25 protein-coding genes and 3 tRNA genes are annotated in these 24,413 nt (G+C 70.9%); 15 read left to right on the top strand and 13 right to left on the bottom strand.

The annotated features are described in order from the left end of the window. Nucleotides 1-152: 152 nt before the first annotated feature. Both DEJ03_RS03835 and DEJ03_RS03840 read right to left on the bottom strand, forming a co-directional pair. The gene (locus tag DEJ03_RS03835; RefSeq protein WP_146237644.1) at nt 153-1,613 is read right to left on the bottom strand and encodes an NlpC/P60 family protein; all 1,461 of its coding nucleotides are present in this window, start codon (nt 1,611-1,613) and stop codon (nt 153-155) included. A 34-nt stretch (nt 1,614-1,647) separates the two neighbouring features. Beyond that, nucleotides 1,648-2,925 carry a M23 family metallopeptidase gene (locus DEJ03_RS03840; protein WP_146237645.1) on the bottom strand — a complete coding sequence of 426 codons (1,278 nt, stop codon included), beginning with the start codon at nt 2,923-2,925 and terminating at the stop codon, nt 1,648-1,650. Nucleotides 2,926-3,183: 258 nt separating this feature from the next. Here DEJ03_RS03840 and DEJ03_RS03845 point away from each other — a divergent pair. The 3 genes from DEJ03_RS03845 (at nt 3,184) to DEJ03_RS03855 (ending at nt 3,460) form a co-directional block, all read left to right on the top strand. Then, nucleotides 3,184-3,256 (top strand) — tRNA-Glu (locus tag DEJ03_RS03845). A gap of 53 nt (nt 3,257-3,309) precedes the next feature. Next, nucleotides 3,310-3,386: transfer RNA gene (locus tag DEJ03_RS03850), tRNA-Asp, on the top strand. 1 nt (nt 3,387) lies between these two features. Further along, nucleotides 3,388-3,460: transfer RNA gene (locus DEJ03_RS03855), tRNA-Phe, on the top strand. A 140-nt stretch (nt 3,461-3,600) separates the two neighbouring features. Here DEJ03_RS03855 and DEJ03_RS03860 read toward each other — a convergent pair. Next, entirely contained in the window at nt 3,601-4,611 is a 1,011-nt protein-coding gene (locus DEJ03_RS03860) for an aldo/keto reductase family protein (RefSeq protein ID WP_071404504.1), read from the bottom strand. Between the two features lie 225 nt (nt 4,612-4,836). On the opposite strand from DEJ03_RS03860, the gene DEJ03_RS17680 reads away from it, so the two are divergent. Then, entirely contained in the window at nt 4,837-5,484 is a 648-nt protein-coding gene (locus DEJ03_RS17680; RefSeq protein ID WP_146237646.1) for a hypothetical protein, read from the top strand. 58 nt (nt 5,485-5,542) lie between these two features. Continuing rightward, nucleotides 5,543-6,535 (top strand): NAD-dependent epimerase/dehydratase family protein, encoded by a 993-nt coding sequence (locus DEJ03_RS03870; protein ID WP_110863575.1) that lies wholly within the window; start codon nt 5,543-5,545, stop codon nt 6,533-6,535. 73 nt (nt 6,536-6,608) lie between these two features. Here the strand turns inward: DEJ03_RS03870 and rocD are convergent, their stop codons facing one another. After that, on the bottom strand, nt 6,609-7,838 hold the full coding sequence (gene rocD, locus DEJ03_RS03875) for an ornithine--oxo-acid transaminase (protein WP_110863576.1): 1,230 nt from the start codon (nt 7,836-7,838) through the stop codon (nt 6,609-6,611). Further along, nucleotides 7,838-8,746 carry a dimethylargininase gene (gene ddaH / locus DEJ03_RS03880; RefSeq protein WP_110863577.1) on the bottom strand — a complete coding sequence of 303 codons (909 nt, stop codon included), beginning with the start codon at nt 8,744-8,746 and terminating at the stop codon, nt 7,838-7,840. The genes rocD and ddaH overlap by 1 nt, the downstream gene beginning before the upstream one ends. A 245-nt stretch (nt 8,747-8,991) precedes the next feature. Between ddaH and DEJ03_RS03885 the strand changes: the two genes are divergently transcribed. Genes DEJ03_RS03885 through DEJ03_RS03900 form a run of 4 tightly spaced genes read left to right on the top strand, consistent with a single transcriptional unit; the run spans nt 8,992 to nt 11,415 of the window. Next, the gene (locus DEJ03_RS03885) at nt 8,992-9,429 is read left to right on the top strand and encodes an Lrp/AsnC family transcriptional regulator (protein ID WP_017887694.1); all 438 of its coding nucleotides are present in this window, start codon (nt 8,992-8,994) and stop codon (nt 9,427-9,429) included. 10 nt (nt 9,430-9,439) lie between these two features. Continuing rightward, nucleotides 9,440-9,820: a hypothetical protein gene (locus tag DEJ03_RS03890; protein ID WP_110863578.1), complete on the top strand. Its 381-nt coding sequence runs from the start codon at nt 9,440-9,442 to the stop codon at nt 9,818-9,820. 3 nt (nt 9,821-9,823) lie between these two features. After that, on the top strand, nt 9,824-10,657 hold the full coding sequence (locus DEJ03_RS03895) for a nitroreductase family protein (protein WP_071404500.1): 834 nt from the start codon (nt 9,824-9,826) through the stop codon (nt 10,655-10,657). Beyond that, nucleotides 10,654-11,415 (top strand): YqjF family protein, encoded by a 762-nt coding sequence (locus tag DEJ03_RS03900; RefSeq protein ID WP_220034102.1) that lies wholly within the window; start codon nt 10,654-10,656, stop codon nt 11,413-11,415. The genes DEJ03_RS03895 and DEJ03_RS03900 overlap by 4 nt, the downstream gene beginning before the upstream one ends. A 12-nt stretch (nt 11,416-11,427) precedes the next feature. Here the strand turns inward: DEJ03_RS03900 and DEJ03_RS03905 are convergent, their stop codons facing one another. Beyond that, complete coding sequence (locus DEJ03_RS03905) at nt 11,428-12,048, bottom strand: hypothetical protein (RefSeq protein ID WP_110863579.1); 621 nt, start codon at nt 12,046-12,048, stop codon at nt 11,428-11,430. A 99-nt stretch (nt 12,049-12,147) separates the two neighbouring features. On the opposite strand from DEJ03_RS03905, the gene DEJ03_RS03910 reads away from it, so the two are divergent. From DEJ03_RS03910 to DEJ03_RS03925, 4 genes are read left to right on the top strand one after another with little or no spacing between them, the layout of a single operon-like run. Further along, nucleotides 12,148-13,143 (top strand): SDR family oxidoreductase, encoded by a 996-nt coding sequence (locus tag DEJ03_RS03910; protein WP_110863580.1) that lies wholly within the window; start codon nt 12,148-12,150, stop codon nt 13,141-13,143. After that, complete coding sequence (locus DEJ03_RS03915) at nt 13,140-13,484, top strand: hypothetical protein (RefSeq protein WP_110863581.1); 345 nt, start codon at nt 13,140-13,142, stop codon at nt 13,482-13,484. The genes DEJ03_RS03910 and DEJ03_RS03915 overlap by 4 nt, the downstream gene beginning before the upstream one ends. Nucleotides 13,485-13,517: 33 nt before the next feature. Next, complete coding sequence (locus DEJ03_RS03920) at nt 13,518-14,060, top strand: dihydrofolate reductase family protein (protein ID WP_258370478.1); 543 nt, start codon at nt 13,518-13,520, stop codon at nt 14,058-14,060. A gap of 10 nt (nt 14,061-14,070) precedes the next feature. Next, complete coding sequence (locus tag DEJ03_RS03925; protein ID WP_110863583.1) at nt 14,071-14,268, top strand: hypothetical protein; 198 nt, start codon at nt 14,071-14,073, stop codon at nt 14,266-14,268. Between the two features lie 110 nt (nt 14,269-14,378). On the opposite strand, the gene DEJ03_RS03930 is transcribed toward DEJ03_RS03925, so the two are convergent. Beyond that, a complete protein-coding gene (locus DEJ03_RS03930) occupies nt 14,379-17,948 on the bottom strand; it encodes a bifunctional proline dehydrogenase/L-glutamate gamma-semialdehyde dehydrogenase (RefSeq protein ID WP_110863584.1) in 3,570 nt (1,189 codons plus the stop codon). 128 nt (nt 17,949-18,076) lie between these two features. On the opposite strand from DEJ03_RS03930, the gene DEJ03_RS03935 reads away from it, so the two are divergent. After that, nucleotides 18,077-18,556, top strand: coding sequence for a MarR family winged helix-turn-helix transcriptional regulator (locus DEJ03_RS03935; protein WP_110863585.1), 480 nt, complete (start codon nt 18,077-18,079; stop codon nt 18,554-18,556). Here DEJ03_RS03935 and DEJ03_RS03940 read toward each other — a convergent pair. The 4 genes from DEJ03_RS03940 to DEJ03_RS03955 are packed head-to-tail and all read right to left on the bottom strand — an operon-like array spanning nt 18,553 to nt 21,563. Next, nucleotides 18,553-19,260, bottom strand: coding sequence for a zf-HC2 domain-containing protein (locus DEJ03_RS03940; protein ID WP_110863586.1), 708 nt, complete (start codon nt 19,258-19,260; stop codon nt 18,553-18,555). The two genes, DEJ03_RS03935 and DEJ03_RS03940, sit on opposite strands and share 4 nt — an antisense overlap. Next, complete coding sequence (locus DEJ03_RS03945) at nt 19,257-19,772, bottom strand: sigma-70 family RNA polymerase sigma factor (protein ID WP_071404491.1); 516 nt, start codon at nt 19,770-19,772, stop codon at nt 19,257-19,259. The genes DEJ03_RS03940 and DEJ03_RS03945 overlap by 4 nt, the downstream gene beginning before the upstream one ends. After that, nucleotides 19,769-20,458, bottom strand: coding sequence for a YceI family protein (locus tag DEJ03_RS03950; protein ID WP_071404490.1), 690 nt, complete (start codon nt 20,456-20,458; stop codon nt 19,769-19,771). Before DEJ03_RS03950 ends, DEJ03_RS03945 begins: the two co-directional genes overlap by 4 nt. 43 nt (nt 20,459-20,501) lie before the next feature. Continuing rightward, nucleotides 20,502-21,563 (bottom strand): TerC family protein, encoded by a 1,062-nt coding sequence (locus DEJ03_RS03955; RefSeq protein WP_110863587.1) that lies wholly within the window; start codon nt 21,561-21,563, stop codon nt 20,502-20,504. A 163-nt stretch (nt 21,564-21,726) separates the two neighbouring features. Here DEJ03_RS03955 and DEJ03_RS03960 point away from each other — a divergent pair, with 163 nt between their 5' ends. Continuing rightward, nucleotides 21,727-22,398 (top strand): HAD family hydrolase, encoded by a 672-nt coding sequence (locus DEJ03_RS03960; protein ID WP_110863588.1) that lies wholly within the window; start codon nt 21,727-21,729, stop codon nt 22,396-22,398. Here DEJ03_RS03960 and DEJ03_RS03965 read toward each other — a convergent pair. Together DEJ03_RS03965 and DEJ03_RS03970 are read right to left on the bottom strand one after the other, a co-directional pair. Further along, complete coding sequence (locus DEJ03_RS03965; RefSeq protein WP_110863589.1) at nt 22,387-22,914, bottom strand: AAA family ATPase; 528 nt, start codon at nt 22,912-22,914, stop codon at nt 22,387-22,389. The genes DEJ03_RS03960 and DEJ03_RS03965 overlap by 12 nt on opposite strands. Before the next feature lie 66 nt (nt 22,915-22,980). Beyond that, the gene (locus DEJ03_RS03970) at nt 22,981-24,345 is read right to left on the bottom strand and encodes a hypothetical protein (protein WP_110863590.1); all 1,365 of its coding nucleotides are present in this window, start codon (nt 24,343-24,345) and stop codon (nt 22,981-22,983) included. Nucleotides 24,346-24,413: the final 68 nt, after the last annotated feature.

Below are 24,413 nucleotides of genomic sequence, written 5' to 3' on the forward strand. Positions count from 1 at the left end.
TCGCGCGGGGCGGGGCGTGCGGGGGCGCGCCTGGTGGAAACGGGCGTACCGGGTGGAAACGGGCGTACCTGGTGCGTTGATCCGTGCAGGTACGCCCGATCTCGCTTGGTACCGCAGCCGCTCTGGGAAAGAACGGGCACTCCGGGAGCGGGCTACAGGGAACCGCTCGGGCGGGCGACGTACGGCATGAGCTGGTTCGGCAGCCAGATCGCGCGCTCGACGACGCCGACGCCGGGACGCGCGGCCTCGACCATGGTGCCGTAGCTCGTCACGATCGAGTCGTGGTACGCCCCCGAGGCCGTGCCGTTCGACGAGTAGAACAGGATGTCGCCGGGCTGGCGCTGGGACAGCGGGACGAGGCGGCCGATCGACTTGAAGTAGTTGTACTGCCAGACCACGTTGTGTCCGCCGGTCGCGATGCCCTGCGAGCTGTAGGCCATCATCACGAGGCCGGAGCAGTCCCAGGTGTTCGGGCCGGCGCCGGTCAGGACGTACGGCTCGCCGAGCTGGGCACGGGCGAACGCGATGGCGCCGGCGGCCTTCGAGGGGCTGCTCGGGGCCGGAGCGGGGGCGGGTGCCGGAGCGGGCGCCGGTGCCGGTGCAGGGGCGGGTGCCGGCTTGCTCGGAGTGCTCGGCTTGCTCGGGGTGCTCGGCTTCGCGGGGGTGCCGGGGTTCGACGGGGTGCTGGGCTTGGACGGCGTGCTCGGCACGGCCGGGGTGGAGGTCCCGCCGCCGGTGCTGCCGGTGCCGCCCGTGTTGCCGGTGTTGCCACGGCTCGTGCCGCCGCCGGTGGCGTTCCCGGTGCCGGAGCCGTTCCCGGTGCCGGCGTCGTTTGTCTGCTTCGCGATGGCGGCCGCGGCGGCCTTCGCCTGCTGCGCACTCCAGTACGCGGTCTCCGTCGCGACGCTCGTGCCCTTCAGGTACGCGAGCTGGCGCAGGACCTCGGCCTGCTGGTCCTGTTCCTTCTGCACCCGGGCCTGGGCGCCCGCGGCCACGTCGTTGGCCGTCGCGAAGGTGGTCTTCGTCGCCTCGGTCGCCTTGCTCAGGGCCTTCTCGGCCGCGGACTGCTGGGCGGCCAGGGACTCGACGGTCTTCTGGTCGGCGCGTGCCTCGGCCAGGACGGTCGCGGAGCGCTCGGACAGGTGCGACATCGTGCCGACGCGGTAGAGCAGGTCCTTCGAGTCCGACGAGTCCATGAGCATGGTCGTCGACAGGTCACCGCCGCCCGTGCGGGACAGCTCGACCACGAGCCCGGCGACCTGACCGGCCGAGTCGTCCGCCCGGGCCTTCGCACGCTTCGACTGCGCGGACAGGTCGGCGAGGGTGTCCTTCGCCTCCTGCTGCTGCGACGCCGCGAGGGCGTACGCCTGCCCGGCCTGCTGCTCGGCGACACCGGCCTGGTCGGCGGCGTCCTGCAGCGTGCCGAGCCGGTCGCTCAGCTCGTCGACCGTCTGCTGGGCGTCGGCGGCATCCGACTTGGCGGCCTTGACGTCGTCCCAGGACGGAGCCGAGGGTGCGGCCTGGGCCGGTCCGGCGATGACGACCGACAGGCCGATGCCGAGCACGGCGATGGTCGCGATCCCGCAGGAGAACGAGCGAGCGGAGGTGGTCATGACGTGGGTCGACGCCTTCTGGTGGCGCTGATGCTCATACCGAGATCCCCCGCGCTGCCATGAAGGGGACCGGGTCGACGGCAGCGCCGTTGATCCGGGTCTCGAAGTGGAGGTGGCACCCGGTCGACCAGCCGGTCGAGCCGATCTTGGCGATCTGCTGTCCGGCGGTGACGTGCTGTCCGGCGGTGACCATGATCCCGCCGTCGACGACGTGGCCGTACGCGGTGGAGATGCCGCCGCCGTTGTCGAGGATGACCTCGTTGCCGTACCCGCCACCGTTGCCGGCGAAGGTGACGGTGCCGTCGTGCGCCGCGTAGATCGGGGCGTAGCAAGCCGGGGCCAGGTCGACGCCCGCGTGCAGGGCGCTGACGTGCGTGTAGGGGTCGACGCGGTAGCCGTACGGGCTGGTCTGGAACCCGCCGGCGGGTCGGACCCACCCGGCCGGGTTGGCGCTGCCGCCACCGGTGCCGCCCTGGCTGGTCGCCGCGGCCTTGGCTGCTGCCTTCGCGGCGGCTGCTGCGAGGCGGGCCTGGCGGGCCTTCTCGGCAGCGACGCCCTTGCGGTAGTCGGCCTCGACGCCGCGCTGCTTCGAGGTGAGCGCGGTCAGCTGCGCCTCGAGCCGGGCCTCGTTGTCGTTCTGGGCGTCCACCGCGGTCTGTGCGGCGTCGGCGGCACCCTGGGCCTGCTGCATCTTCGACTGTGCGGCGTCGGCCAGGTCCCCGAGGGCCTGCTTGGCGCGGTCCGCCTTGTCGGCGAGGCCCTGGGCCACACCGCGGTCCTGCGAGGCCTGCGCGTAGATGCCCTCGGACTGCTCGCTGAGCTTCGACATGGCGCCGAGCTCGTAGAGCAGGTCGCCGGAGTCGGACGGGTGCGTGAGGATGTCCGTCGTCACGTCGTCACCGCTGGTGCGACCGAGCTGGGCGGCGAGCTGACCGGCCTGCTCCTCGGACCGTGCGGCGGTCTGCTTGGCCTCATCGGCCTGCGACTGGAACTTCTTCTGCTTGAGCGTCGCCTCGTCGTACTTGTTCTGCGCGGCCTGGTACGCCTCGCCCGCGGCCTGTGCGGCCTTCTGCTTGGCAGCGGCCTCGCTCTTCAGCGATGAGATGAGCGACTTGATCTCGCTGACCTTGGCCTGCTGGGCACTGGTCGACGACTTCGCCCGCTGCACCTCGTCCCAGCTCGGGTAGCTCGCGGCGCTGGCGGACGACGCCGGGGCGAGGACCGCGAGCGTGCCGGCTGTGAGCGCGACGGCGACCGCGGCGGCGATCAGGCGGCTGCGGGAGCGGAGGGACAAGGGAGTGGAGGTCGACATGTATCTCGATTTCGTAACAGCGCGGCAAGGCTCACGCACGTAACACTGTTAACAGGTGCAACAGTAACAACAGGGGTCGCAGGCTCGACAGCCCCTCGGACGAGGGGTGCGGCCGCCGACGATGCTCGCACCGACAGCATCGGAGACCCGTGCGCTGACGGCGCGACACGCCGGGGATGCACGGTTGGCGGGGTCGGATTTGTGAAACCCGGGGGGCATCCGTATGCTTGTCCATCGGTAGCGCGATGCACTGCTTGCGGCCCTATCGTTTAGTGGCCTAGGACACCGCCCTTTCACGGCGGCAGCACGGGTTCGAATCCCGTTGGGGTCACTCCTTGAGTGAGCGAGCAAGTAGTACTGAACAACACCACAGCAATTCAATATGGCCCTGTAGCGCAGCTGGTTAGCGTGCCGCCCTGTCACGGCGGAGGTCGCGGGTTCAAGTCCCGTCAGGGTCGCCACGGCTGGATAGCTCAGTTGGTAGAGCGTTCGACTGAAAATCGAAAGGTCCACGGATCGATGCCGTGTCCAGCCACCGGTGAAGGCCCCCTGCTTCGGCAGGGGGCCTTTTCCGTTGTCTGGCCGGTGTGACCTGCTCGCAAAACACCGGTGTTCGCGCATCGAGCCGCGGCATGCGCGTGTTCAACGGGCGAACACCGGTGTTTTGCGGACTGCCTACGCCTCGCGGGTCTTCGGGCTGCTGTCGTTCGTCTTCGCCGGGTCGCGCTCGACCACCGCGCCCAGGGCATCGTCGATCCGTGACATGAGCTCTGCCGGGATCGTGACGCCGGCAGCGCCCGCGTTGTCGTGCACCTGCTCCGGACGCGAGGCACCGATGATCGCCGAGGCGACGTTCTCGTTCTGCAGGACCCAGGCGACCGCGAGCTGCGCCATCGACAGGTTCAGCTCGTCGGCGACCGGCTGCAGCTCCTGCACCGAGGACAGCACCTCGTCGCGCATGAACCGCTTGATCATGTCCGCGCCGCCCTTGTCGTCGGTCGCGCGGGAGCCCTCGGGCAGCGGCTGACCCGGCTTGTACTTGCCGGTGAGCACACCCTGGGCGATCGGTGACCAGACGATCTGCGAGATGCCGAGTTCCTTCGAGGTGGGGACGACCTCGTCCTCGATGACCCGCCACAGTGCCGAGTACTGCGGCTGGTTCGAGATGAGCTGGAAGCCGAGGTCCTTCGCGAGCGCCGCCCCCGCACGCAGCTGGTCCGCGGTCCACTCGCTGACGCCGACGTACAGGACCTTGCCCTGACGCACGATGTCCGCGAAGGCCTGCATCGTCTCTTCGAGCGGGGTCTCGTGGTCGTAGCGGTGCGCCTGGTACAGGTCGACGTAGTCCGTCTGCAGCCGCTGCAGCGAGCCGTCGATCGACTCGAGGATGTGCTTGCGGGACAGTCCGGTGTCGTTGTGGCCCTTCGGACCGGTCGGCCCGAACACCTTCGTGGCGATCTCGAGGGACTGGCGCCGCTCCCCCTTGAGCGCTTCGCCGAGGACCGTCTCCGCGCCGGTGTTGGCGTAGACGTCGGCGGTGTCGAACGTCGAGATGCCGACCTCGAGGGCTGCCTTGACGCAGGCGATCGCCGCGTCGTTCTCGACCTGGGATGCGTGGGTGAGCCAGTTGCCGTAGGTGATCTCGGAGACCTTGAGGCCCGAGTTGCCGAGGTAGCGGTACTCCATGTGCGTGTCACTCCTGTCGTGGGGCGCGTCGGTGCGACCCGAACCGTGACGGTAGTCCGACGTCGTCGGCGCGCACTCGGCAAGGCGGCGCGGCGCTGTACGCTGATGTTTCAGAAACGGTCGGCAAAGACGAAACCCCGGCGATGTGGCCTAAGCCAGTGATCGTTCCGGGGTCTTCGATATATGAGTTTACGGGGCGAGCGTTCGATGTCAACTGGAGGTCGCGTGGAGCCGGCGGACGTCGTGGACCTACTGACCCGGGAACGCCTTCGTTCCTACTTCCACGCTGTGCCCGACGACGCACGCGCTGTCGGGCTCTACGAATGGAACATGCGAGCTGCAGCTGCCGTGATGGAGCTGACCGGGGCGGTCGAGATCGTGGTGCGCAACGCCGCAGACGTGCAGCTCCGCGCTTGGGCAACTGCTCGTCACCCCGGCTCATCCTGGCTCGACGTCGTTCCCCTCGACGCACAGGGCAAGAACGATCTGGTCGTCGCGCGACGACGTGCCACGCGAGGGGGGAAACGAGCAGAAGTGCACGGGCGAGTCGTCGCCGAACTGAGCTTCGGGTTCTGGCGGTACCTGTTCGAGTCTCGTTACCTGACGGCCCTGTGGACACCGGCACTCCACCGCGCGTTCCCACACGGCCCGGCGGATGCGCTGACTCGCCAGCGCGAGGTTCGGACACGTATGCAGCAGCTGCACTTCGTGCGGAACCGCGCCGCGCACCACGAGCCGACCCATGGGCGTGATCTTCGGCGGGACCACGATTACGCGATCGAACTGCTCGGATGGATCCACCCCGGCGCCGCGGCTTGGGCACAGGACGTGACGATGCTCGGCACGGTGCTCGGTGCCCGACCCAGCATCTGAGGGGCAGGATCGGAGGGGTTCGGCGCAGGGCTGCGCCGCGGAGAGCGAGGGAGCATCCATGACCGGAGCGAGCGTGTTGTTCATCGGCGGGAGCGGCGTCATCAGCGCCGCCTGCGTCCGGGAAGCCGTCGAGCAGGGGTTCGACGTGACCGTGCTCAACCGGGGGACCACCGGGGGCAGGCCGATCCCGGAGGGTGTGACGCGCCTCCAGGCCGACGTGTCGGACCGCAGCGCACTGGCGGACGCACTCGGCGACCAGCGCTTCGACGTGGTCGTGAACTGGATCGCCTTCACGCCGGACCAGGTGCAGGCCGACGTCGACTTCTTCGCGGGGCGGACGCGGCAGTACGTGTTCATCAGCTCGGCCTCGGCGTACCAGACGCCGGCGACGCACCTGCCGATCACCGAGTCGACGCCGCTGAAGAACCCGTACTGGCAGTACTCGCGCGACAAGATCGCGTGCGAGGAGCTGCTGATGGAGGCGTACCGGGAGCAGGACTTCCCGGTGACGATCGTGCGGCCGTCGCACACCTACGACGAGACGAAGCTGCCGCTGACCGGCGGCTGGACCGCGGTCGCTCGGATGCGTGCCGGCAAGCCGGTCATCATCACCGGCGACGGCACCTCGCTGTGGACCCTGACGCACAGTCGCGACTTCGCGGTCGGGTTCACGGGGCTGCTCGACCGGGCCGAGGCGATCGGTGAGCCCTTCACGATCACGAGCGATGAGGCCCCGACGTGGAACGCCATCGCGCACGAGATCGCGGCGGCGGCCGGGGTCGAGGGCCTGCGGATCGTGCACGTGCCGGCGGACGCGATCAACGCCGTCGACCCTGAGTGGGGCGCGGCGCTGCTCGGCGACAAGGCGAACAGCTCGGTGTTCGACAACAGCAAGGTCCGGTCGCTCGTGCCGTGGTACCGGCCGCGCACGACCTACCGGCAGGGTGTGCGCGAGGTCATCGCCTGGTACGAGGCGCACCCCGAGGAGCAGGTCGTCGACGAGCGGCTCGATGCCCTGATGGACGAGCTGGCGGCGCGCTGGGCGGTGTGAGCCGCACTTGGTGAGCAGAAATGGTCGGGTGCCGTGTGGCGACCCGACCATTTCTGCTCACGAAACGCCCGCGTCAGGCGCGCGCGGCGAGCACGTCGGCCAGGGTCCCGATCGCGAAGCGCACCTCGTCGTCGGTGACGACCAGGGGCGGCGCGAAGCGGATCGTCGACCCGTGGGTGTCCTTCACCAGGAGCCCGCGGTCGGCGAGGTCCTTCGAGATCGCCTTGCCCCTGCCGAGCGCGGGGTCGATGTCGATCCCGGCCCAGAGTCCGGCGACCCGGTGCGAGACGACACCCTTGCCGAGCAGGTCGTCGAGCAGCCCGCGCAACAGCGGTTCGCCGTCGAGGGCCCGCTGCTGGAACGTGCCCTCACCGAGCATCGCCACGACCTCGGCACCGACGGCTGCGGCGAGCGGGTTGCCGCCGAAGGTCGATCCGTGTTCGCCGGGGCGCAGGACGCCCAGGACATCGCGCGAGCCCACCACCGCGGACACCGGCACGATGCCGCCACCGAGGGCCTTGCCGAGCGTGATCAGGTCGGGGCGCACCCCGACGCGCTGCACCGCGAGCGTGTGCCCGGTGCGACCGAGGCCGGACTGGATCTCGTCGGCGATGAACAGCGCACCGAACTCGTCGCAGACCGCCCGGACGTCAGGAAGGTAGGACTCCGGCGGGATGACCACTCCACCCTCGCCCTGGATCGGCTCGAGCAGCACGGCGACGACGGTCTCGTCCATCGCCTCGCGCAGAGCCGCAGCGTCGCCGTACGGCACCGTGCGGAAGCCGGGCGTGAACGGCCCGAAGTCATCGTGGGCCGATGGGTCGTCCGAGAACGAGATGATCGTCGTGGTGCGCCCGTGGAAGTTCCCGGACGCGACGATGATCGTCGCCCGCTCGGCCGGCACGCCCTTGACCCGGTAGCCCCAGGCGCGGGACACCTTGATCGCGGACTCGACGGCCTCGGCACCGGTGTTCATCGGCAGGACCATCTCGGTCTCCGTCAACGCAGCCAGTGCTGCGGCGAACGGCCCGAGCTGGTCGTTGACGAACGCGCGGCTGGTCAGCGTCACGCGGTCGAGCTGCGCCCGTGCGGCGTCGAGCAGCCGCGGGTTGCCGTGGCCGAAGTTCACCGCCGAGTACGCGGCGAGGCCGTCCAGGTACTGCTTGCCGTCGACGTCGGTGACGGTCGCTCCGGCACCCGACGCGATGACGACGGGCAGCGGGCTGTAGTTGTGCGCGAGGGCGCGGTCCTCGACGGCGAGCGCCGCCGCGGTGTTGACCCCGAGCGACGCTGCCGCCGACATCAGCTGACCCCGAGCGAACGCGCGACCGAGGTGCCGGTGCCGACCGGGTGCAGGTCGAGCGTGCAGCACTTCACGCCGCCACCGCCGAGCAGCAGCTCGGACAGGTCGACGCCGATCGGGTTGTAGCCCTTCTCGCGCAGCTGCTCGGCGAACCGAACAGCCCGGGCGGCGATCACGACGTTGTACCCGTCGGAGTAGGAGTTCAGGCCGAGGATCGCGGCGTCCTCCTCGGTGGCGATGATCGCGTCCGGGAAGCGCTCGCGCAGGATCGCCAGCGACGGCTCGTCGAAGGCGCTCTCCAGGTACGCGATGTTGCTCGTCCCGTCGACGGCGGGCTCGGGGTCGAGCACGGCGATGGCGGTGTCGAGGTGGTAGAAGCTCGGGTTGATGAGCTTGAGCGTGACGACCTCTCGGCCGTAGATCTTCGCGAGCTCGTCGTGCGAGGTGCTGTCCGACCGGAAGCCGGTGCCGGCGAAGATCGTGTCCCCGATGAGCAGGAAGTCACCCTCGCCCTCGTTGGTCTGCTCCGGCTCGGCGACGGTCAGACCGGCCTGGCGGAACCAGTCCATGTACGCGGGGCCCTCGGGCTGGCGCTCCGGGTACTGGAACTTCGCGCCGTACGCGATGCCGTCGAGGACGAACCCGCCGTTGGCCGCGTAGACCATGTCCGGTAGGCCCTCGATCGGGTCGATGTACGAGATGTCGAAGCCGAGCTGCTCGTAGACGGCGACGAGCGACTCCCACTGCTCGACGGCCTTCGACGTGTCGGTCGGCTCCTCCGGGTGCATCCACGGGTTGATCCGGTAGCTCACGGTGTAGAAGTCCGGCTTGCACATCAGGATCGTGCGCTTGGTGGCGACACGGGCCGGGGTGGCGACGGACTCGGGGGCGGGTGCGGTGTTCGACATCAGTCCTCCTGGAAGGGACCGGGGCCCGAGCCTGCCAGGAACCGAAACGGAACGAGGAGAAGAGCTCCGGTGAGATGCAGGCTCACTCACCGCAGCGGACCAGGTCGACGCCGAGTCGATCCTTCCACAGACCGTCCGGCAAGTGCAGTACCGGGGCTCTGGCAGCTTGACACCCGTTCGGGTGACGCACGTTTCGTGCGCGAGACCCACCAGCCTCGCAACAAGTCCGCGTACGATGGGGACAAATGGATACGCTCGACCACCGCATCCTGGATCAGCTCCGGGACAACGCCCGCGCCGGCTACGGCGACATCGGGTCGGTGGTCGGACTCTCGGCCTCGGCCGTCAAGCGCCGTGTCGACCGGCTGGTCGGTGACGGCGTCATCCAGGGCTTCACGATCAAGGTCGACCCCGCCGTCGAGGACCGCGGCACCGAGGCCTGGGTCGAGCTCTACTGCCGCGGCACCGTGTCGCCCGACGAGCTGCGTGCCCTGCTCGACACCGTCCCCGAGGTCATCGACGCCGGCACGGTCACCGGCAGCGCCGACGCCGTCGTGCACATGCGTTCGAAGGACCTGTCCGCGCTCGAAGAGGCGCTCGATAAGGTCCGCCTCGCACCCCAGGTCGACCACACCCGCTCAGCGATCGTGCTCTCCAAGCTCGTCAGTCGAGAGACCGCGTAACGTCCCACGCATGGGACGGAAGACGGTCTGGAGGCGCGACTCGGCACCCACGGGATCGCGTCCGGCCCGGCAGCTGGTCACCGCTGCGGGCCTCGCCTACGTCGCGAACTGCCTGTGGGGCACCGCGGTCGCCGTGCGGCTGATCCGCACGAAGAAGCTCCGCGTCGTGCACCACGGGCTGTTCGTCGTGACCGCGACCCTGACCGGTGTCGCCGCGACCACCCCCGTGTGGACACGCGACCGGACCGCACTGTTCCTGCTGCCGGCACTCGTGCCCCTGGCGGTCGCTCCACGCTCGAATCCGCGCTCCGGAGCACACTGGAGGGTCGCGGTCGCCGCCGCACCGTCCTACCTGGGGGCCGTGCTCGCACGCAGGCGATCAGAGAGGTGAGCAGTGGAGCTGTTCGAGGCCATCCGACGACGACGCACGACGAACGGGCCGTTCCTGCCCGATCCGGTGTCGGACGAGCACCAGCGACTGCTCATGGAGCTCGCCGGCCGGGCGCCGTCGCAGCTCAACAGCCAGCCGTGGCGCTTCGTGCTGATCGAGGAACGCCAGACGATCGACCGCGTCGCCGAGATCAGCGGCAGCTCGATGACCCGCACCATGGCCGAGGGCACGTTCTTCGAGCGGTACAAGCCGTACTTCCGGTTCTCGAAGGCCGAGATGGACGAGCGGCGCGACGGCATGCTGTTCGACAAGCTCCCCGGGCCGCTGCGGCCGTTCACGAAGCAGGTGTTCACGAAGCGCGGGCAGCTGCTCATGAACACGCTCCGGGTGCCGCAGACCCTGGGTGAGGAGAACCGGAAGCTCGTCGCCGGGTCGCCGCTGCTGCTCGGCGTGCTGCTCGACCGCCACGAGTACCGGAAGGAGGAGCTGTCCGGCTTCTACTCGGTGTTCAGCATGGGCGCGGCGATGGAGAACATCTGGCTCGCGACGACCGAGCTCGGCCTGGGGATCCAGTTCGTGTCCTTCCCGATGGAGACCCCCGGCGCGTGGGAGGAGATCGAGGGCCTGCTCCGCGTGCCCGAGTCGCTCGAGCTGATGGCCGTCTACCGGATCGGGTACCTGCCACCGGAACGACGACGGCCGGCCATCGACTGGACGTCGAGCGAGCGCAAGCGCCCCTCGCAGTACGTGTTCCGCGGCACCTGCGACACCCCGCAGCGCGGGTGGGACGACGCACCCGTCGCAGCCCACATCGAACCGGAGGCGACCACATCGTGACCGACACCCGACCCACCCAGACCGCTCCGGGCCTCCAACCCGTCGCCCCCGGCCTGCCGGGCCGCCCCTGGATCTCGCAGGACTGGCTCGACGTCGTCTTCGTGCACTGGCGCGTCGACGTGTCGGCGGTTGCCCCGCTGCTGCCGGCCGGCACCCGGCCCGACACGATGGCGCTCGACGGCACCGACGACGGGGTGACCACCTGGGTGGGCCTCATCGCGTTCCGGTTCGAGGACACGCGGTTCCCGCCGTTCTCGACCGGGAGCATCGGCGACTTCGTCGAGCTGAACGTCCGCGTCTACACGGTCGACGAACAGGGGCAGCGCGGGGTCGTGTTCCTGTCGCTCGACGCCGGCAAGCTCCTGCCGACCATCGGCGCACGCGTCGCGACCGGACTGCCGTACCGGTGGGCGGTCGCGGAGTCGCGCAGCGGTGACGGCCGCGTGGGGTACGCGATGCGGCGGCACGGCACCCACCTGCGGTCGATGCTCGACGTGCGTGTGGGCGAGGCGCTCGACGAGCCGGGGCCCCTCGAGACGTTCCTGACGGCTCGGTGGGGCATGCACGTGCACCGGGCCGGACGGACGCGGTTCTGGCCGAACGAGCACGAGTCGTGGCCGTTGCACCTGGCCTCGGTGGTGTCGCTGCGGGACGACCTGGTCGGGGCTGCCGGGCTGCCCTTCGGGCTGACGGAGCTCGAGCCGGACTCGGTGCTCTACTCGCCGGGGGTCACGACGCGGTTCGGTCGGGGGCGCTGAGGGCGGACGACGTCAGTCGTGGGGTGACCGACGCGCGACGACGAACTGATGGACGGCCATCAGGGCGCTGATCACCGCGAAGGCAGCGCCGAACGTCCAGAAGGTGCTCCGGTAGTCGGGGAGATCAGCGAGCGTCAGGCCGAGGATCGCCAGGACGACGCAGCACACGGCGACCGCGAGTGCTGTCCACGCGACGACGAGGCGATCGATCCGCGGCACGGAGCGCGCGAAGCGGAACGCCGTCGGGACGCCAGCGAGCGCACCGAACAGGGCGCCGAAGGGGAACCCGACGGTCAAGGTGGTGACCGACACGATACCGACGCTCACGACCGCGACGACCACGCGGGTGACGTGGGACCGCCACGAGGCTCCGCGGCTCTGCTCGACGTACGCGCGCCGACCCGTCACGAACAGGGCAACTGCGCCGACGGTCGTCACCACTGCGGCGGACACCCCGACGACGAGCGCCAACGCACCACCGAAGGCGATCCCGAAGGCGACGTGTGCGGCGGCGAGGAGCAGCGCGAGGACCGGGTACAGCCAGACCTCGAGCGGCCGGGTCGGTGTGTTGATCACCCAACCGGGCGGCGCCTCCTCGGCGGGGCCGGCGGTGTCGGGGTCTCGGGTCTCCACCTGGCCATGATGTCCGATCAGAGCGTGCGCGGTTCGGTACGGCGACTTCGGGGGACAGCGGCTGAGTGGTGCACGGCCGACCGCAGGTACAAGGGAGCCATGACTCGAGTGGCAGTGGTGACCGGTGGATCCGCAGGACTGGGACGGGCGACCGTCCGGGAGCTCGCCGCACGGGGGTGGGACGTGGCCGTCCTGGCCCGCGGGCAGGAAGGCGTCGACGCCGCCGTCGCCGAGGTCGAGGCCGCCGGGCGCCGCGGGCTGGCCCTCGTCGCCGACGTCTCCGACCGCGACGCCGTCGAGGCCGCGGCCGACCGGGTCGAGCAGGAGCTCGGACCGATCGACCTGTGGGTGAACGGCGTGATGGTCGGGGTGTTCGGGAAGTTCCTCGACACCGCCCCGGAGGACTTCGAGCGGGCGCTGCACGTGACCTACCTCGGCTTCGTGAACGGCACCCGGTCGGCACTGTCGCGGATGGTCCCCCGCGGCCGTGGGCACGTGATCCAGGTCGGCTCGGCGCTCGGGTTCCGCGGGATCCCCCTGCAGGCCGCGTACTGCGGTGCGAAGCACGCGATCGTCGGGTTCACCGAGTCCGTCGTCTCCGAGCTGCGCGAACAGGGCAGCAAGGTCAAGGTGTCCCGCGTGGACATGCCGGCGCTCAACACGATCCAGTTCCAGTGGGTGAAGTCGAAGCTGCCGCACCACCCGCAGCCGGTCGCCCCGATCTACCAGCCCGAGGTCGGTGCCCGGGCCATCGCCGCCGTGGCCGAGCGGCCGCGCAGCCGCACCTGGGTGGGCGAGTCCACGGTCTACACGATCCTCGGCAACCGGATCAGCGGACGCTTCGCCGACTGGTACGCCGCCAAGACCCTGGTCGACGGGCAGCAGGCGCCGGACAAGAACGGCCTCGAGATGCGGGACAACCTGTACGAGCCGGTGCCGGGCGACCACGGTGCGCACGGGGTCTTCGACGAGTCCGCCCACGCCTGGTCGCCGCAGACCTGGTGGGTGGAGCACCGCCGGGTCGGCAACGGCATCATCGGTGCCGTGCTCGGTGCCGCCGGGGCCGCTGCACTCGTCGCGGGACGCCGACGATGAGCCGCCCGTCGTCGACCGTGAGTGGGGCAGCCATCGTCGAGCTGGCCCGCGCCGGGCTCGGCCTGTGGCACCTGAGCCGTTCGGTCCGAGGATCGGACCAGGCCGTCCTGCACGGTGTGCTCGGGGTCCGGCAGCTCGCACAGGCCGTCCTCGTCGCGCGGGCGGGTTCCGGCAACGCGCACACCCTGAGTGCCGTCGTGGACGCCCTGCACGGTGCGACGATGGTGCCGCTGGCCGTCGCCGATCCCCGTCGACGCCGGTTCGCGTTCGACCAGCTCTGGATCGCCGCCGTCCTGGCGATCGCAGAGGCAGCGGTCGTCGGTCGCGGAGGACGGCGCTGAGTGCTGTCGGGGGTGCTCGGTAGCGTCCCCGGCATGAGCACGATCTACTCCGTCGCGTCCTCGCTGGACGGCTTCGTCGCTGCGCCCGACGACGACCTCGACTGGCTGCTGCAGTTCGGGTTCGAGCCGTTCCAGGAGCACCACGACCGGTTCTTCGCGGGCGTCGGGGCGATCGCGATGGGGTCGACGACGTACGAGTGGCTGCTCGAGCACGACGACACGTGGGCGTACCCGGACCTGGCGACGTGGGTGTTCACCACCCGAGACCTGCCGGTGCCCGACGGCGCCGACGTGCGCTTCGTCTCGGGCGAGGTCGGCGACCACCAGGCCGACCTCGAGCGCGTGGCCGACGGCCGCGACGTCTGGGTCGTCGGCGGCGGACTGCTCGCGGCGCAGTACCAGCAGGCGGGCATCCTCGACGAGCTGCGGGTCACCGTGATGCCGGTCGCGCTCGGCGCCGGGGCACCCCTGCTGCCGGTCGCCGCACCGACGCCGGTGTACGAACTCGTCGGCACCACGCAGTTCGACGGCGGGGCGGTCGAGCTCCACTACCGTTCCGCAGCAACCGCGGCGTAGCGTCCGGAGCATGAGCGACAACGAGCAGACCGAGCCCGTCATGGACGGTGCCACCGATGCCACGAACCACGAGAAGCTGCAGGGTCTGATCGAGCAGGTCGACCACGACCACGCCGGTGAGGGCGCTGGCGCGATGGCGGACCGCCTGCGGGACCGCATGGACGAGACCGGCGTCGAGGACGAAGACGCGGGTGACGCCGAGGACTGATCCTCGAGTCACTTCGTGAGCAGAAGAGGTCGGGTCCCGTGTGGGGACCCGACCTCTTCTGCTCACGAAACGAAACGCACGAAGCGCAACGCGCGCGAAGCGCGACGCGCCTACACGCGCAACTCGGAGAAGTCGCTGTCGACGTCGCCGAACCGGTGCGCGGTGATCGACACCGACTGCTCGCGCAGGTACGGCAGCATCTCGATCACGCCGGCCTCGACCACGGGGTCGTCGTGGATCGCGACGTCGATGCTCGCACCCAGGGCTTCTTCGAGGGCCAGGGGGTCACCGCCGAGCAACCGGATCCGGGCGCCGGGACCACCGAACGCCGTGTGGGCCGGGCGGTCCTGCCCCTGCGACAACACGGCCTCGAGCGCGTCGACCGGCTGGTCGTCCTGGTCGGTGGACCAGTCCGCCTGGAACACGGCCCCCGACGACGCGCGGGCGTGGAACTCCTGGTCGGACTCCACCAGGTGGTCGACGACGTCGAGCGGCGACCGGTTCCCCGCGAGCAGCTGCGTGAGCGGGCCGGGCAGCGGCCGAGCCGTGCTGAGCAGGACGTGCGCACGTGCCGAGGTCGCGGCGACGAGCGTCCGGACGAGGTCCACGGTCGAGGCGTCCTCGGCCTGGCGCACGATGACCGACTGGGGTCGGTGGCGCAGCACGTTCCGCTGCACCACGAGCCCGGACAGGTCCCGCGACCGGAAGAGGGTCTCTCGTGCGTGCACGTCGCTCAGGGCCCCGGCGCGGACGCGGTCGAACTCCTCGAAGGACAGCCCGCTGCGTGCGGCCTCGATCACCGCGGTGACGCGCGGGGGCAGGCCGTGCAGCTGGATGCTCTTGTGCACGGTCCGGGGCGTGGGCAGCCAGCGACCGAGCGTCGCGACGTACATGGGCCCGCCGGCCTTGGTGCCGGTGCCGACCGAGGAGCCCTTCCAGCCGCCGAACGGCTGGCGCCCCACGACGGCACCGGTGATGCCGCGGTTGACGGAGAGGTTGCCGGCGCGGACGCGGGCCAGCCACTCGGACACCTCGTCGATGTCGAGTGAGTGGATGCCCGCCGTCAGCCCGAAGTCGGTGCCGTTCTGGATGGCGATCGCCTGCTCGAGGGTCTCGGCGCGCATGATGCCGAGCACCGGGCCGGAGTACTCGGTCTGGTGGAAGTCGCTGCCGGGGCGGACGCCGTCGCGGATGCCCGGCGACCAGAGCCGGCCGGAGTCGTCGACCGCCTCGGGCTGCACGAGCCAGGACTCCCCCGGCCCGAGTTCGGTCAGCCCCTGGCGAAGCGTGCCTTGCGGTTCGGCGATGAGCGGGCCGACCTGCGCCGTGGGGTCGTCCGGCCACGCGACCCGGAGTGTGCGGGTGGCGTCGACGAGCTGCCGCTGGAAGCGCTCGCTCTCACCCACGGACCCGACCAGGATCACGAGGGACGCCGCCGAGCACTGCTGTCCGGCGTGCCCGAAGGCGGACTGCACGATGTCCTGCACGGCCAGGTCGAGGTCGGCGCTCGGCGTGACGACGATGGCGTTCTTGCCGCTCGTCCCGGCGGTGAGCGGCAGCCCCGCACGCCACCAGCGGAACGAGCGGGCGGTGTCGGAGGAACCGGTCAGGATGATGCGGTCGACCGTGGGGTGGCCGATGAGGTCGCGGCCGAGTTCGTCCTCGGCCAGGTCGACGAGCTGCAGCAGCGAGTGCGGCACCCCGGCGTCCCAGAGCACGTCGGCGAGCACGGCGCCGGATCGCTTGGCCTCGGGCGCGGGCTTGAGCACGACACCGCTGCCCGCGGCGAGCGCCGCCAGCACACCACCGGCGGGGATGGCGACGGGGGAGCTCCACGGCGGCACGACGACGGTCAGCCGCGGCGGCACGTACCGCGCGCCCTCGATGTCCCCGAGGCGGCGGGCGCTCTCGGCGTAGTAGTGCGCGGCGTCGACGGCCTCGGTCACCTCGGCGTCGGCCTCGGCGAAGGTCGTGCCGGTCTCGGCGGCCATCACCTCGATCAGGTCGGCGCGGCGGGTCTCGAGTTCGTGCCCGATGAGGTCGAGGAGCTCGGCACGGTCGGACGGGTCCTGCCGCCCCCAGTTCACGCCGGCCTGGGCGGTGCGCGCCATGATCCGCTCGAGCTTGGAGCGGTCGGCGACCTTCGCACCGCGGATCGTCTGCGCGCCGAGCTGCGAGCGCGGCACCCGGCGCAGGACGTCGAGTGCCCAGGCCCGGTTCGCGGCGATGGACGGGTCGGTGTCGGGGGCGTTGCGGAACGCGTCGCGCAGGACCGGTTCGCCGAGCGCGCGGTGGCGGTCCTGCGTGCGGTGGGTGGCGGGGACGGGCTCGTCGAGTGCGGCGACTGACGCCAGGAACCGGCTGTGCTCCCGCTCGAAGACGCTGGCGTCGTGGTCGATGTCGGACGCGGCGGCGATGAAGTTCTCGGGGCTCGCGCTCTCCTGCAGGCGACGGGCCAGGTACGCGATGGCCGAGTCGAACTCGTCCGGCTGCACGACGGGCGTGTAGAGCAGGATCTGGCCGACGTCGGCCCGGACGGCCTGGGCGTGGGTGGACGCCATGCCGAGCAGCATCTCGACGTCGACGGCGTCGGTGACCCCGCGGCGCTGGGCGAGCACCCACGCGGTGGCGAGGTCGAACAGGTTGTGCCCGGCGACCCCGATCCGCACAGCGTCGGTGCGCTCGGGCGTCAGTGCGGCGTCGAGCAGCCGCAGGTACGCGGTGTCGGTCTCGCGCTTGCTGCCCCAGGTGGCGAGGGGCCACCCGTGCAGGATCGCGTCGACGTGCTCCATGGCGAGGTTCGCGCCCTTGACGAGCCGCACCGTGATCGGGGCGCCGCCGCGCGCCCGGCGTTCCTGCGCCCACGCGGTCAGCGCGTCGAGCGCTCCGGCGACGTCGGGCAGGTAGGCCTGCAGCACGATGCCGGCCGGCAGGTCGGCGAACTCGTCACGGTCGAGCAGCGCCCGGAACACGGCGAGGGTGACGTCGAGGTCGCGGTACTCCTCGATGTCGAGGTTGATGAACTTGGCGGGGCGCCCGGAGGCCGTCGGTGCCGCGGCCAGGCGGTAGAGCGGGACGAGCCGGTCGACGACGCGCTCGACGGTCTGGTCGAAGGCCCACGGCGAGGTCTGCGGCACGACGGCGCTCACCTTGATCGACACGTGGTCGACGTCCTCGCGGGCGAGCAGGTCCATGGTGCCCTGCAGGCGTCGGTCGCTCTCGGCGCTGCCGAGGACGGCTTCGCCGAGCAGGTTCACGTTCAGTCGCGTCCCCGGACCGCGGACCTTGGCGAGGGCCGGGCCGAGCTTGCTCGTGCTCGCGTCGATGACCAGGTGCCCGGTCATCCGGCGCAGGATCCGGCGCGCGGTCGGGATCACGGCCCACGGCGCCATGGTGGCGAACCCGCCGCCGAGCGTCACCGCCCCGCGCAGGTACCAGGCGAGGAAGTCGGGGACGTCGCGGCTCAGCTGCTCGAGGTTCCGTGCCGCCACCCGGGGGTCTTCGGGGCGGATGACCTTGTCCACGAACCCCCGCGTGAAGTCGAGGCCCTGCTCGTCGCGCAGGACCTCGGCCAGACGGACCGCTCCCGGGTCGGGCTTCACCCCGGCGGACGCCGCCAGCCACCGGCGCACGAGCGCGACGGCGTCATCGGTGGTGTCCTGGAGGCGAGCGCTCGGCATCCCCCGATCGTATGCCGCACGTCCGACGCGACCTCGGAGCACGCCGTACGTCGGCCAGGAGTCATCCGAGCGGATGAAAGGGCTCGCGGCGCGGTCCGATCGTCCGCCCGGTGGATACGCTGGTCGGCATGTCGACGGAGGGCAACGGTGGCCACGACTGGGCCACCTGGGACGCGTACCACGACGCCTGGCGACGACTCGACCGGGCGCTCGACCGGGCCGTCCAGGCGGGCGCCGGCATCTCCGTCCCCGAGTTCGAGATCCTGATCGGCCTGCACCGCGACCCCGACCACCGTCTGCGCGTCCGGGACATCGCCGCGGGGATCGGGTGGGAGAAGTCGCGGGTCAGCCACCAGGTCACGCGGATGGTCTCCCGCGGCCTGGTCGAGCGGGCGGACTGCCCGAGCGACGCCCGTGGCAGCTGGGTGGTGATGACCGCGGAGGGCCGTCGCGCGGTGCTCGCCGGCATCCGCGCGCACACCGGTGCGCTCGAGGACCTGTTCTGGAGGCCCGTGGGGACCGACGCCGAGACGCTGCGGTCCGTCAGTGCGCGCGTCCAGGACGCCATCGGCCCCGACGACGCCTCGGACGAGGCCGACGTCGGCTAGAGCGTGACGACGGCGAGCGCGCCGCGCTCACCGCGCAGCCGGACCTGCACGCTCTTGATCTCGTCCCGCGGGATGTCCGTGGACGCCGACAGCCCTCGGGCATCCACGCCGGCAGCCGTCCACGAGCCCACGGTCTGCGTCGTGCCGTCGGTCCGGACGACCACCAGGTCGTAGAGGATCGACCCGTCCGGCGACCACTCCTTGCCGCCGTACGAGCACCCCCAGTCGAAGCGGGTGCCCCACTGCTCGCCGCTGATGGCGAGCTGGACGTCGAGTCCCTGCACGCCGGTCATGTCGTAGCGGTCGGCGGTGGCGGCTGCGGTCGGAGCGGCACCGGCCTGCACCGTGGTGCGCTCCCCCGCGGCGCCGACCGCGAGCCCGCCCAGGACGGCGGCGACCACCGCGAGCCCCGCGGTTGCGGCGACCCAGACCCGGCGACGGCGGCGACGGTGTCGGACGCGGTGCGCGACGGAGGCGAGGTCGCTCTCGGAACGGGTGTCGGGCCTCCCGTCCGGCTCTGCGATCTCGATCGCCTGGTCGGCCGGCAGCTTGCCGAGCAGCCCCGGCAGACCGACCAGCTCCGCGACGGCGGCCGCACAGCGGTCGCACGTCTCGAGGTGCCGCTCGTACTCCAGCCGCTCACCGGCCGGGAGCGACCCCAGGACGTACGCCGCATCCCACTCCGCGTACTTGTCGTCGCTCATCGGGTCACTCCTCGTTCCTGCAGTGCGAGCCGCAGGGCTCGCAGCCCGTAGTGCAACCGCGACTTGGCGGTGCCCTCCGGGATGTCGTGTCGTCGTGCGATCTCCGGCACCGTGTGCCCGAGCCAGTACGCGTCCACCACCACGCGACGGTGGTCCGGACTCAGCGACGCGAGTGCGTCGGCGACCACGATCCGGTCCAGCACGGCGTCCGTGCTGTCCGACTCGATCCGTTCGACCTGGTGCTCGGTGCCGTGCTCACGGCGGTTGCGGGCCGACCGTGCGTCGTCGACCACCAGGTTGCGCGCGACCGTGAAGAGCCACGCCCGCGCGCTGTCGGGTGCCCGCTCGAGCACGGCCGGACGCTGCCAGGCGCGGACCATCGTCTCCTGCACGACGTCCTCGACCGTCGAGCCGTCCCGCGTGAGGTGCCGGACGTAGCGCGTGAGCGCGTCACCGTGCTCGCGGTACAGCGTCGCGAGCAGCTCGTCCGCGGAACGACTCGTCACGGTCACTTCCCGAGGTCGAGGGAGAACTCGACGGAGCCCTTCCCGTCCACGGTGACGAAGCCGAGCGAGGGGGCCTTCACGCCGTAGTCGGCGAAGGTGATCGGCACGGTGCCGGCGACCTGGACGGTCCCGCCCTTGCCGACCGCGACCTGCGCGTCGGCCGTGACCGGCTTCTCGACGCCGTGCAGGTCCATCGTGCCGGTCAGGGTGACGTCCTGCGTGGAGCCGTCGAGCGCCTTCGTGACGTCGACGGGCTTCGTCAGCTCGAACGTGGCAGTGGGGTACTTGTCGGTCTGCAGCGCGGTGGAGCGGAAGTACTCGTCGCGGGCGGCTTCCGGGGTGCTGATCTTGCCGACCTGCACGGTGACGGACGCCTTGGTGAGGGAGCCGCCGTCGACGACGGCGGTGCCCTTGACGTCCTTCGTGCGACCGACCACGTTCACATCATTCCCCTGCAGGACCTCGTGCACCCGGTACCCGGCGTACGAGCTGCTCTTGCTGGTCCAGGTGCCGTCGGCGTCCTTCGCGTCGAGGGTGCCGGACGAGGACGCCGACAGCGAGGGTGCTGCGGCGGCCTGGCCGTTGACGGTGTTCGCGTAGATGACCGGGCCGGCGATGACGGCTGCTGCCGCCACGACGACGACGCCGGCGGAGATCCCGATGATGACCTTGGTTCGTTTGCGGAGTGCCATACCCTCAACGACGAGGCAGCCGGGCGGATCGTTCAAACGGGTTTCAGTCGGAGGTGCGGGCGCGGTCCTGGTCGGCGCGGTCCTGGTCGGATCGGTCGTCGTCCGCCGCTGTGTCGTCCGCGGTCACGGCGTCGGCGGGGGTCTCCCCGCGCATCCGGACGAGGCTCGCCAGCGTCGACACGGCCATCGCGGCGACGATCACCAGCAGGGACACCCACGTGTTGATCTCCGGCGCCCACTCGATGTGGTGGCCGCCGTTCAGGAACGGCAGCTCGTTGTCGTGCAGCGCGTGCAGGACGAGCTTCACGCCGATGAAGGCCAGGATCACGGCGATGCCGTACTTCAGGTAGACCAGACGCTCGAGCAGGCCGCCCAGCAGGAAGTAGAGCTGGCGCAGGCCCATCAGCGCGAAGACGTTCGCGGTGAACACGATGAAGGGGCTCTCGGTGATGCCGAAGATCGCCGGGATCGAGTCGAGCGCGAACAGCAGGTCGGTGGTGCCGATCGCGATGAGCACGATGAGCAGCGGCGTGAAGTGCCGGACACCGTCGTGGTGGGTGCGGAACTTCATGCCGTCGTACGTGTCGGTGAGACGGACCCGGCGGCGCAGCAACCGGACGATGAAGGTGTCCTTCTGGTCGTCCTCGTCCTCGCCGCGGAGCTGCTGGATCGCCGTCCAGATCAGCCAGGCGCCGAAGATGTAGAAGATCCACGAGAAGTTCTCGATGAGCTGCGCGCCGACCAGGATGAAGATCCCGCGGAGCACGAGCGCGATGATGATGCCGAGCAGCAGCACCTCCTGCTGGATCTTCTTCGGCACCGAGAAGCGCGCCATGATGATGACGAACACGAACAGGTTGTCGATGCTCAGGCTGTACTCGGTCAGCCAGCCCGCCAGGAACTGCCCCGCGGAGTCGCCACCGGCGAAGACCAGCATGAGCACCGCGAAGACCAGCGCCAGCCCGACGTAGATGCCCACCCAGATGCCGGATTCGCGCAGCGTCGGCACGTGCGGGCGACGCGCGACGATGAGCAGGTCGGCGAGCAGGATCGCGACCAGGGCGATCATCGAGCCGACTTCGAACACGACGGGGAGCTCGGGCATGCGGAGCCTTCCTTGCTGGTGGTGGGGCGGGCAGCTTCGTGAGCGACCCGCACCAGTCTCCGGCATGATCCGGGCGGTGGCGAACCCCGGGGCTGCGTACGGCGGACAGAGCCGTGCCGCTCGGCGGCCGTCGCGACGTTCGGACGCGCCGTAGCCTGGGCGCGTGGCGACTCCGCGAGCGATCTGCTTCGACCTGGACGGGACGCTGTTCGACCACCACGGGTCCGCTCGGGTGGGCGTGACCCGGTTCCTGCAGGGCCTCGGCGTCGAGCCCACCGAGGAAGCGATCGGCGCCTGGTTCACGGCGGAGGACGAGCAGTTCGAGCGCTGGCGGTCCGGGGCGATCAGCTTCCAGGAACAGCGACGCGCACGGCTCCGCACGGTCCTGCCGCACCTGGGCATCGAGGCGCCCGGCGACGAGGCCGGCCTGGACGCGGTGTTCGACGACTACCTGCTCGCGTACCGCGAGGCCTGGCGGCTCTTCCCCGAGAGCCTGCCGCTGCTGCACGAGCTGCGCGCAAGCGGACACCGCCTCGGTCTCTTGACGAACGGCACGGAGAGCCAGCAGCTCGACAAGCTCGCTCGGACCGGCCTGGCCGACGCGTTCGACGGCGTCTGCGTCTCGGAACGCATCGGGTTCCAGAAGCCGGACGTCCGCGCGTTCCACGCCCTCGCTGGGCAGCTCGGCGTCGACCCGGCGGACTGTCTGTTCGTCGGTGACGACCCCGAGCGCGACGTGGCCGGTGCCCGGGCAGCCGGGATGCGGGCGGTGCTGGTCGACCACGCGCAGCCGGAGGCCCCTGGTCTCCGCGCACTCGTGCTGTCAGCGCTCTGACGTCACCGCGTCCGCGACGGCCCGTGCGACCTCGGTGGCCGGGACCTCGGTCGCGTCGATGACCTCGGCCTCGGCGTGCAGCCAGCCGCGAGCCGCCTCGGCGTAGGCGTCGACGTACGCGAACCGGAACGTGGACGGCCCCACGATCGGGTCGTTCTGGATCCGGTCGCGGAGCGTCGACTCGTCGACGTGCAGCACGAAGTGCCGGACCGGGATGCCGTGAGAGGCGAGCCCCGCGGCGATCTCACGCCAGTACGCCTCGACCAGGACCGTCATCGGCATGATGAGCGGCCCGCCCACGTAGTCGTGCACCCGGCGAGCGGTCTCGACCACGAGCGGCCGCCACGGGTCCCAGTGCTGGAAGTTGTCGCTCTCCGGCAGCCCCGGCGTGACGTCCATCAGCACCTCGCCGACCTTCTCGGCGTCCAGAATCCGCGAACCGGGCAGCAGCGGCTGGAGCAGTCGGCTCGTCGTCGTCTTCCCCGCCCCGTGGGTTCCGTTCAACCAGACGATCACACCAGGACCCTAGCCGCCGACCACCCCGTGGGGCGGTCGGCGGCTGGTTGTCGATCGACCGAACGGTCAGCGACCGCTGAGGTCGTACGGGGCCACCGTCGAGTCGACCGTCGTCAGGTACCCACCCCCGGCGAGCGCCGTGGGCAGCGTGATGGTGCGGAGTACGGAGGGCTTCGCACCGGTGGTGTCGATCTGGGTGATCTTCCCCTCGTCGCCCCGTGTCACGAACACGCTGCGGCCGTCCTCGGTCGCCGCGGTGAACCGCACCGACGCCCCGGCGGCCGGCTGTCCGGCGACGGGGCCCTTCCGGAGCGGCGTGAGCGCGACCGAGGTCGTCGGGCCGGAGTAGACGCCGTCGGCCTGCTTCCGCACCAGGACGAGCGAGTCCCCGGTGCCCGACGTCAGCGCGACGGCGGCGAACCGGGCGGTGACGGCGACCCGGGTGAAGGACCCGGTGCCGAGCTCGACGCTGCTGATCCTGCTGGACGACGTCAACGAGGTGGTCAGGTACGCGGGGACGGCGTTCCACCGGGTCCCCGCGGCCGTGCTGCCGGCCTGGGTGCCGACCACGGTCGTCCCGTCCGGTGCCATGCGGGGCCGGTAGCTCTGCACGCTCGGCTTCGGGTACGCGACGGACCGGGAGCCCGTGAAGCCGGTCCGTGTCACCCGGACGGTCTGCACGCCGGCGGCCAGGTCGGAGCCGATCACCGTCCCGGTGGCGTTGACGATCGGGCCGTGCGGGTAGGCACCGAGGGGCGTGGTCGCGACGGGGCGCGGGTGGGTCGCACCCTGCATGATCGCGGACACGGAGTAGGCGTCGAGTCGTCCGCCCGCGGTGACCACCAGGCGCAGGGGGCTGCCGACCAGGAACGTCTCGAGCTCTTCGGTGCCGCGCTTGCCCGTCGTGGCGAGCTGCACGGCCGAGGTGTCGATCCGAGCGGTGCGCTCGGTCTTCCGCCGCAGGTCGATCACCGTGACCCGCTGGCGCTCTGAGCCGTCGAAGTCGGAACCGACCGCCAGGTGACGCCGCGCAGTGTCGGTGGACAGCCAGCCGGCGCGCTCCCAGCGCTCGTCGGCGTTGGGGATCGCGTAGTGCTGCACGATCCGAGCCGTGCCGCGGGGGCCGATGGCGAGGACGTCGAGCTGCGGCTTCGACTCGTCCATGAACGCGATCTGCCCGTGTCCGAGCTGCACGGAGCCCGCGTGGGTGCCGAACTCGATCCCGCTCAGGGTGGCGGTCCGCCGACCGGTCACGGCGTCGTTGACGTACACGCGCTTCGCCGTCGGGTCAGCCGTGACGAGCCAGCTGTGGTGGGCGGTCCGGGTCACGGCGGGTGCAGCCGACGCAGGGACGGCGATCGCGGTACCGACGAGCGGCACGAGCCCGGCCAGGACGAGCGCGGGGAGGAGGCGCAGGGATCGAGGGGACATGGAACTCCTGTCGAGAAGACCGGACGGTGATCGCCCAGTTGAGAACCATTATCATCAAACTCCCCGCC

Origin of the sequence: Curtobacterium sp. MCLR17_043 (genome assembly GCF_003224215.1) — a bacterium.
Lineage (GTDB): Bacteria > Actinomycetota > Actinomycetes > Actinomycetales > Microbacteriaceae > Curtobacterium > Curtobacterium flaccumfaciens.

What these genes read in the sequence shown, in the direction of transcription:
- DEJ03_RS03835 (WP_146237644.1), bottom strand. Translation starts at nt 1,613, where the DNA reads ATGACCACCTCCGCTCGCTCGTTCTCCTGCGGGATCGCGACCATCGCC.
- DEJ03_RS03840 (WP_146237645.1), bottom strand. Translation starts at nt 2,925, where the DNA reads ATGTCGACCTCCACTCCCTTGTCCCTCCGCTCCCGCAGCCGCCTGATC.
- DEJ03_RS03860 (WP_071404504.1), bottom strand. Translation starts at nt 4,611, where the DNA reads ATGGAGTACCGCTACCTCGGCAACTCGGGCCTCAAGGTCTCCGAGATC.
- DEJ03_RS03870 (WP_110863575.1), top strand. Translation starts at nt 5,543, where the DNA reads ATGACCGGAGCGAGCGTGTTGTTCATCGGCGGGAGCGGCGTCATCAGC.
- rocD (WP_110863576.1), bottom strand. Translation starts at nt 7,838, where the DNA reads ATGTCGGCGGCAGCGTCGCTCGGGGTCAACACCGCGGCGGCGCTCGCC.
- ddaH (WP_110863577.1), bottom strand. Translation starts at nt 8,746, where the DNA reads ATGTCGAACACCGCACCCGCCCCCGAGTCCGTCGCCACCCCGGCCCGT.
- DEJ03_RS03885 (WP_017887694.1), top strand. Translation starts at nt 8,992, where the DNA reads ATGGATACGCTCGACCACCGCATCCTGGATCAGCTCCGGGACAACGCC.
- DEJ03_RS03890 (WP_110863578.1), top strand. Translation starts at nt 9,440, where the DNA reads ATGGGACGGAAGACGGTCTGGAGGCGCGACTCGGCACCCACGGGATCG.
- DEJ03_RS03910 (WP_110863580.1), top strand. Translation starts at nt 12,148, where the DNA reads ATGACTCGAGTGGCAGTGGTGACCGGTGGATCCGCAGGACTGGGACGG.
- DEJ03_RS03915 (WP_110863581.1), top strand. Translation starts at nt 13,140, where the DNA reads ATGAGCCGCCCGTCGTCGACCGTGAGTGGGGCAGCCATCGTCGAGCTG.
- DEJ03_RS03920 (WP_258370478.1), top strand. Translation starts at nt 13,518, where the DNA reads ATGAGCACGATCTACTCCGTCGCGTCCTCGCTGGACGGCTTCGTCGCT.
- DEJ03_RS03925 (WP_110863583.1), top strand. Translation starts at nt 14,071, where the DNA reads ATGAGCGACAACGAGCAGACCGAGCCCGTCATGGACGGTGCCACCGAT.
- DEJ03_RS03930 (WP_110863584.1), bottom strand. Translation starts at nt 17,948, where the DNA reads ATGCCGAGCGCTCGCCTCCAGGACACCACCGATGACGCCGTCGCGCTC.
- DEJ03_RS03935 (WP_110863585.1), top strand. Translation starts at nt 18,077, where the DNA reads ATGTCGACGGAGGGCAACGGTGGCCACGACTGGGCCACCTGGGACGCG.
- DEJ03_RS03940 (WP_110863586.1), bottom strand. Translation starts at nt 19,260, where the DNA reads ATGAGCGACGACAAGTACGCGGAGTGGGATGCGGCGTACGTCCTGGGG.
- DEJ03_RS03950 (WP_071404490.1), bottom strand. Translation starts at nt 20,458, where the DNA reads ATGGCACTCCGCAAACGAACCAAGGTCATCATCGGGATCTCCGCCGGC.
- DEJ03_RS03955 (WP_110863587.1), bottom strand. Translation starts at nt 21,563, where the DNA reads ATGCCCGAGCTCCCCGTCGTGTTCGAAGTCGGCTCGATGATCGCCCTG.
- DEJ03_RS03970 (WP_110863590.1), bottom strand. Translation starts at nt 24,345, where the DNA reads ATGTCCCCTCGATCCCTGCGCCTCCTCCCCGCGCTCGTCCTGGCCGGG.